Source organism: Noviherbaspirillum denitrificans, assembly GCF_002211445.1.
Lineage (GTDB): Bacteria > Pseudomonadota > Gammaproteobacteria > Burkholderiales > Burkholderiaceae_D > Noviherbaspirillum > Noviherbaspirillum denitrificans.
In genome coordinates, this window is record NZ_LSTO01000001.1 from 4,000,803 (window position 1) to 4,008,503 (window position 7,701).

The 7,701-nt window shown below is 59.7% G+C and carries 7 protein-coding genes; all 7 read left to right on the forward strand.

Annotation, left to right across the window (positions count from 1 at the left end; genetic code table 11):
- On the forward strand, positions 1-500 hold a 500-nt coding region (locus tag AYR66_RS19375; RefSeq protein ID WP_088709940.1), incomplete at its 5' end, for an HD domain-containing protein.
- Positions 501-612: 112 nt separating this feature from the next.
- A complete protein-coding gene (locus tag AYR66_RS19380) occupies positions 613-2,265 on the forward strand; it encodes a 3-(methylthio)propionyl-CoA ligase (protein ID WP_088708859.1) in 1,653 nt (550 codons plus the stop codon).
- A gap of 76 nt (positions 2,266-2,341) precedes the next feature.
- A complete protein-coding gene (locus AYR66_RS19385; RefSeq protein WP_088708860.1) occupies positions 2,342-3,589 on the forward strand; it encodes a branched-chain amino acid ABC transporter substrate-binding protein in 1,248 nt (415 codons plus the stop codon).
- Between the two features lie 355 nt (positions 3,590-3,944).
- Positions 3,945-5,132 (forward strand): branched-chain amino acid ABC transporter substrate-binding protein, encoded by a 1,188-nt coding sequence (locus tag AYR66_RS19390; protein WP_420093134.1) that lies wholly within the window; start codon positions 3,945-3,947, stop codon positions 5,130-5,132.
- A gap of 111 nt (positions 5,133-5,243) precedes the next feature.
- A complete protein-coding gene (locus tag AYR66_RS19395) occupies positions 5,244-6,191 on the forward strand; it encodes a branched-chain amino acid ABC transporter permease (RefSeq protein ID WP_088708862.1) in 948 nt (315 codons plus the stop codon).
- Positions 6,192-6,210: 19 nt separating this feature from the next.
- On the forward strand, positions 6,211-7,497 hold the full coding sequence (locus tag AYR66_RS19400) for a branched-chain amino acid ABC transporter permease (RefSeq protein ID WP_088709941.1): 1,287 nt from the start codon (positions 6,211-6,213) through the stop codon (positions 7,495-7,497).
- Positions 7,494-7,701 (forward strand): ATP-binding cassette domain-containing protein (locus tag AYR66_RS19405; RefSeq protein ID WP_141104280.1); only part of this gene is annotated, 208 nt, incomplete at its 3' end. The genes AYR66_RS19400 and AYR66_RS19405, both read left to right, overlap by 4 nt.

A 7,701-nucleotide genomic window follows, 5' to 3' on the forward strand; every position in this document is an offset into this window, starting at 1 on the left:
CAGGACTGCCGGACCGCGTGCTCGCGCACTTGCGCCTGCTCGACGGAGACTTCGGCGGCTTCCCTGTCGACCGTCTCACGCACAGCCTTCAGACTGCAACACGCGCTTACCGGGACGGCAAGGACGAGGAATACATCATTTGTGCGTTGCTCCATGACATCGGCGATACGCTGGGCAGCTTCAACCACCCGGATATTGCCGCCGCCATCCTCAAGCCGTTCGTGAGTCAGGAGAACCATGCGATGGTCGAAAAGCACGGCATTTTCCAGGGTTACTACTTCTTCCATCACTTGGGAATGGACCGCAACCTGCGCGACCAGTTTGCCGGGCAGGCCTTGTACGACAGGACGGTGGAGTTTTGCGAAAAGTACGACGCGCCCGCCTTCGATCCGGCCTATGACACGCTCCCGCTCGACTTCTTCGAGCCAATGTTGCGCCGCGTGATGGCTCGGCCCAAGAACACGATTTACAAGGCGGTTGTCGACGAAAACGTCGCGTAGGTGACATTTGTGCGTCGCACCATCGAAAGTCGTTGACGATTTTAGTACGGTCGTTCAAAAATCTGGCTTAGAATTAGTGGCAATACTCTAACCACAATATCCAGGAGGCAGGATGTCGCAATTCCCCAAGAGCCCATTGATGGGCCAGATGATGAGCCAGCCGTTGCTCATTTCCAGCATCATCCAGCATGCGGACCGCTATTTCGGCGGCAATGAGATCGTGTCGCGGCGGGTCGAAGGCGACATCCACCGCTATACCTACCGCGACTGCCACAGGCGAGCCCGCCAGATGGCCAATGCGCTCGGCGCCTTTGGCGTCAAGATGGGCGACCGGGTCGCCACGCTGGCCTGGAATGGTTACCGCCACCTCGAGCTGTACTACGCGATCTCCGGCTCGGGCGCCGTCATGCACACCATCAATCCGCGCCTGCATCCCGAGCAGATCGCGTACATCGCCAATCATGCGGAAGACCAGTACCTGTTCTTCGACCTGACTTTCCTGCCGCTGGTAGAAGCCTTCGCTGCACACTGCAAGACGGTCAAGGGTTTCATCCTGATGGCCGACAAGGACCGCATGCCGGCCGAGTCGAAGGTTCCGAACCTGATGTGCTACGAGGACTTGATCGAGAAGAGCTCGGACAAGTTCGAGTGGCCGCTGTTCGATGAGAACTCGGCTTCAAGCCTGTGCTACACCTCGGGCACTACCGGCAATCCGAAGGGCGCGCTGTATTCGCACCGCTCCACGGTCCTGCATTCCTATGCGTCCACGATGCCGGACGCACTGAACGTGTCTGCGCGCGACGCGGTGCTGCCGGTCGTGCCGATGTTCCACGTCAATGCATGGGGCTTGCCGTATTCCGTGCCGTTGACCGGCGCAAAAATGGTCTTTCCCGGACCGGCGCTGGACGGCAAGTCGGTCTATGAATTGTTCGAGCAGGAGAAGGTGACTTTCTCCGCCGGCGTGCCCACCGTGTGGCTGGGACTGCTGAACCACATGGCGCAGAACAACCTCAAGTTTTCTACCTTCAAGCGCACCGTCATCGGCGGCTCGGCCTGTCCGCCGGCGATGATGAAAGCCTTCCGCCACCAGTACGGCGTCGAGGTGGTCCATGCGTGGGGCATGACGGAAATGTCGCCCCTTGGCACCGCCTGCACACTGCAGAGCCATCATCTTGAACTGCCGGAAGAACAGAAACAGGCGATCCTCGAGAAGCAGGGCCACGCGATTTACGGCGTCGACATGAAGATCGTCGGCGACGATGGCGAGGAATTGCCATGGGATGGCAAGACCTACGGCAACCTGCTCGTGCGCGGCCCGTGGATCATCAGCAGCTACTTCAAGGGCGAGGGCGGCGACGTGTTGCAGGATGGCTGGTTCCCGACCGGCGACGTGGCCACCATCAGTCCGGACGGCTACATGCAGATCACCGATCGCAGCAAGGACGTGATCAAGTCCGGCGGCGAATGGATCGGCTCGATCGACCTCGAAAATATTGCGATGGCGCACCCCGCTGTCCAGCAGGCCGCGTGCATCGGCGTGTTCCACCCGAAGTGGGACGAGCGCCCCTTGCTGGTGGTCGTCAAGAAGCCGGGCGCCGAGGTGTCGAAGGAGGAGCTGATCAAATTCTTCGAGGGCAAGATCGCCAAGTGGTGGACGCCCGACGACGTGGCCTTTGTCGAGGCGCTGCCCATCGGCGCCACCGGCAAGGTGCTGAAGAACCGCATCCGTGACCAATTCAAGGAGTACAAGCTGCCGACTGCGTAATACCAATTGATGTACAAGAACAGAAGCCAATCAGCCGCCGTCATAACGACATAACCTACCAAAGGAAAAGAGACAGATGAAGAAGATGCGTCCCCTCGTCATGGCAATCTCCGTTGCAGCAGCATGCGCTGCGCCCGCAGTCCACGCGGACACGATCAAGATCGCAATGATCGAAACGATGTCGGGTGCGTTCGCGCCGATTGGCCAGAACCAGCTGAACACCTTCCGCATGTTCACCGAAATGGCCAACCAGCAGAAGTGGGCCGGCAGCCACACCATCGAAGTGAATGCATTCGACGGCAAGGGCAGCCCGCAGGAATCGCTGAACCAGCTCAAGACCGTGATCGACCAGGGTTACCGCTACATCGCCCAGGGCAATGGTTCCGGCGTGGCACTGGCACTGATTGACGCCGTCAACAAGCACAACGAGCGCAATCCGGGCAAGGAAATCGTCTTCCTCAACTACTCCGCCATCGACCCCGACCTGACCAACAGCAAGTGCAGCTTCTGGCACTTCCGCTTCGACGCCAACTCCGACATGAAGATGGAGGCGCTGACCTCCTACATGGCAAAGGACCAGGAGCTGAAGAAGGTCTACATCATCGGCCAGAACTATGCGCACGGCCACCAGGTCACACGCGCCGCGAAGGAATACCTGAAGCGCAAGCGTCCGGACGTCCAGATCGTCGGCGACGACCTGCACCCGATCGCGACCGTAAAGGACTTCGCTCCTTACGTCGCCAAGATCAAGGCATCCGGCGCGGACGCCGTGATCACCGGCAACTGGGGTGCCGACCTTGCGCTGCTGGTCAAGGCAGCGAAGGACGCAGGCCTGACCGCCAAGTTCTACACCTACTACGCCGGCACGTCCGGGGTGCCGACCGCGATGGGCGGCGCCACTGCCGGCCTGGTGAAACAGGTCGCCTACTGGATCCCGAACAACGAAACCTTCTCCGGCAAGGAAATCGTCGAAGCCTTCAAGAAGAAATACAACGACGACTTCTACGTGCAGGACATCTACACCGTCGTGCAGATGGTCACCAAGGCCGCCAAGGACACCAACTCCGTTGATCCGGTCAAGGTCGCATTCGCGCTGGAAGGCATGAAGACCAAGGCGATCAACGGCGAAGTAGAAATGCGGGCAGTCGACCACCAGCTCCAGCAACCGCTCTACATTTCCACCTGGGCAAAGGTGGACGGCAAGAAGGTCAAGTACGACCAGGAGAACACCGGCTACGGCTGGCTGATGGACCAGAAGGTCGAAAGCTACGTTGCCACCCAGCCGACTTCGTGCCAGATGAAGCGTCCGGCACGTCCTTCCTGATCCATCCATCGATGGACGCGTCACGGATCGAAGCGGTCCGTGACGTAGTCCGCTGCAACGCAGCGGAATTCAACAGACCTGAACACGCAGGCGGCGGGGATGCCCGGCCGCACTGCGGTGCTGCACCAAGGCCCGGCAGAGGCCTGTGCGGCAGCGTGATCTCGACGTTTGCAAGGCGACGGAAATGAACCACGCGTCAAGGCGAAGAGCATGGCCAATACAAGCTGGATGAGTGCTTTACAGGGGGTATAACCGCCGATATGCTGTAAACCACATAACACTCATAAGGAAGAGACAAATGGCTACTCAATTCAAGAAACTGATCATCCCGCTTTCATTGGCCGCTGCGTTTGCAATGCCGGGTACGGCGAGCGCGGAGACGGTAAAGATGGCATTCATCGATCCCTTGTCCGGTCCGTTCGCGCCGGTCGGCCAGGGCATCCTCAAGAGCTTCCAGTACATCGCCGAGAAGGCGAACGCCGAGAAGTGGGCCGGCGATAACAAGTTCGAGATCAACGGCTTCGACAACAAGGCGAGCCCGCAGGAATCGCTGACGGTGCTGAAGACGGTCATCGACCAGGGCTACCGCTACATCATTCAGGGCAATGGCTCGGGCGCCGCCGCGGCGCTACTCGATGCGGTCAACAAGCACAACGAGCGCAACCCGGGCAAGGAAGTGGTGTTCATCAATTACGCCGCCGTCGACCCCGACCTCACCAACAGCAAGTGCAGCTTCTGGCACTTCCGCTTCGATGCGAACTCCGACCAGAAGATGGAGGCAATGACCTCCTTCATGGAGAAGAACCCGAACATCAAGAAGGTGTACATCATCGGCCAGAACTATGCGTTCGGCCACCAGGTGACGCGCGCCGCGAAGGAGTACCTGAAGCGCAAGCGCCCGGACATCCAGATCGTCGGCGACGACCTGCATCCGATCGGCCAGGTGAAGGACTTCTCGCCGTACGTCGCCAAGATGAAGGCATCTGGCGCAGACACCGTCATTACCGGCAACTGGGGCGCCGACCTCGCGCTGCTGATCAAGGCAGCGAAGGATGCGAATCTCGAAGCCAACTTCTACACCTACTATGCGACCACCACTGGCGTGCCGACCGCGATGGGCCCGGCCGGTGCCGAGCGGGTCAAGGCTGTCGGTTACTGGAACGTGAACAACGAGAAGTTTACCGGCAAGGATATCGTCGAAGGCTACAAGAAGAAGTACAACGACGACTACTATGTGCTGGCAACCTATACCTCGCTCAACATGATCAGCCAGGCGATCAAGCAGGCCAAGTCGACCGATCCGGTGAAAGTGGCGTTCGCGATGGAAGGCATGAAGATGACCAGCCTGAATGGCGAAGTGGAAATGCGCAAACAGGACCACCAGCTGCAGCAGCCGCTGTATATCACCACCTGGACCAAGGTCAACGGCAAGGATGTGAAGTTCGACCAGGAAAATACCGGCTACGGCTGGAAGACCGACGTCAAGTTCGACACGCACGTGGGCGTACAGCCGACGTCGTGCCAGATGAAGCGTCCTTCCTGAGTGTCGTTCCGAAGGGCAGCGTGACGGGATGCCGGCACGCTGCGTTTTTTCGGACGAAAAATAGTACGGTCGTACAAGAAATTTTCAAGTTGCAAGTCATAGGGGTGTCTCGTGGAGTTTACTTTAATCACACTGCTGAACGGCCTGAGCTACGGGCTCCTGCTGTTCATGCTTTCCTCCGGCCTGACCCTCATCTTTTCGATGATGGGGGTGCTCAACTTCGCGCATGCGAGCTTTTACATGCTCGGTGCCTATTTCGCCTATGCGATCAGCATGAAGATCGGCTTCTGGCCGGCGTTGATCGTTGCGCCGTTGCTGGTGGGCGTGATCGGCGGCGTAGTGGAGCGCTACGGCCTGCGTACCGTGCACAAGTACGGCCATATCCCCGAACTGCTGTTCACCTTCGGCCTGTCTTATGTGCTGGTGGAAATGGTGCAGCTGATCTGGGGCCGCGCCGCGGTGCCGTATCCGATCCCGGCGGAACTGGACGGTCCGCTGTTCACCCTGTTCACGACGACCTTCCCGATGTACCGCGGCTTCATGATGCTGATCGCGGTGCTGATGCTGGTGTCGATCTTCCTGGTGCTGACCAAGACCCGCATCGGCTTGGTGATCCAGGCGGCGCTCACCCATCCTGACATGGTGGAAGCGCTCGGCCACAATGTGCCGCGCGTGTTCATGCTGGTGTTCGGCGGCGGTTGTGCGCTGGCCGGACTGGCAGGCGTGATTGGCGGCAATGCCTTCGTCACCGAGCCGGGTATGGCGGCTACCGTCGGCAGCATCATCTTCGTGGTGGTGGTGGTCGGCGGCATGGGCTCGCTGGCCGGCGCGCTGCTCGCCTCGCTGTTGATCGGCATCCTGCAAACCTTCGCGGTGGCGCTGGACCATTCGGTCGCCACGCTGTTCACCAGTTTCGGTGCCGTGATCACGCCGGACACCTTTGGCTATCCGGTCCTGAAACTGACCATTTCCCAAGTCGCACCGATCATGCCTTACCTGCTGCTGGTGCTGATCCTGATCTTCAGGCCGCGTGGCCTGATGGGTACTCGCGAGGGCTGATCCGATGAATGCAATTACCATGAACAATTCCATCACCTACAAACCGGCGAACCTTGGGCGCTGGATCGTCTGGGGCGTATTCGCCCTGATCCTGGTGTTCGCGCCGCTGGTATTCACCTCGGGTTCGTCGATCTCGCTGCTGTCGCAGATCGGCACCGTGATGATCTTCGGCCTGTCGTACAACATGCTGCTGGGGCAGGGCGGAATGCTCTCCTTTGGCCATGCAGTTTACTCGGGCCTCGGAGCGTTCTTCGCGATCCATGCGATGAACCTGGCATCGGCCGGCAAGATCTGGATGCCGGTGTCGATGATCCCGCTGGTGGGCGGCCTTGCCGGCATGTTCTTCGGCATCCTGTTCGGCTATGTGACGACCAAGAAGTCGGGTACGACCTTCTCGATGATCACGCTGGGCATTGTCGAACTGGTGTTTGCCTGCTCGCTGATGTTCCCGGAGTTCTTCGGCGGCGAAGGCGGTATCTCGACGAACCGCGTGTACGGCGAGAAATTCCTCGGCATCACCTTCGGTCCGCAGATCCAGGTGTACTACCTGATTGCGTTCTGGCTGTTCATCAGCACGATCGGCATGTTCGCGTTCACGCAGACACCGCTGGGCCGCATCATCAATGCGGTGCGCGACAACCCGGAGCGGGTGGAATTCATCGGCTATGACACGCAATGGGCGCGTTACCTGACGCTGATCCTGTCCGGTTTCTTCGCCGGCATCGCGGGTGGGCTGTCGGCGATCAACTTCGAGATCGTGACGGCGGAGAATGTCAGTGCGCTCCGTTCGGGCGGCGTGCTGTTGTTCACCTTCATCGGCGGCGTGGGCTTCTTCTTCGGCCCGATGATCGGCGCCATCATCGGCGTTTTCCTGTCGGTGATGCTGTCAGATTTCACCAAGGCGTGGCAGCTGTACCTCGGCGTCTTCTTCATCGTCATGGTCATGTACGCGCCGGGCGGCATCGCCAGCCTGATCATGCTCAACCTGCGCGTGGCCAAGTACGGCAAATTCCGCCGCATCTGGCCGCACTTGTGGGCGGTGTCGGCGATGGCGCTGGTATGCCTGGTCGGCATCGTGATGGTGATCGAGATGCTGTACCACTTGACCTTGGAGGCGGCGAACGGCACCGAAATGAAGCTGTTCGGTTTCATGGTGGATACGGCCGCGCCGTCGGGCTGGTTCGTCGCAGCGACCTTGCTGGCGATCGGCATCTACGGTTTCTGGCATGCAAAGAAGACTTTCCAACAAGCGTGGGGCGAAGTGAATACCGAAATTGAAGACCTGATCCGGAGGGCGGAGGCATGAACAACCTGTCCCTCGAACTGAAGGATGTGCGCAAGAGCTTCGGCAAGTCCGAGATCATCCGCGGCGCCAACCTGCAGGTACCCAAAGGCGAACGCTTCGCGATCATCGGCCCCAACGGCGCCGGCAAGTCGACGCTGTTCAACCTGATCTCGGGACGTTTCCCGGTGTCGTCCGGCGACATCCGCCTGAACGGCAACAGCATCC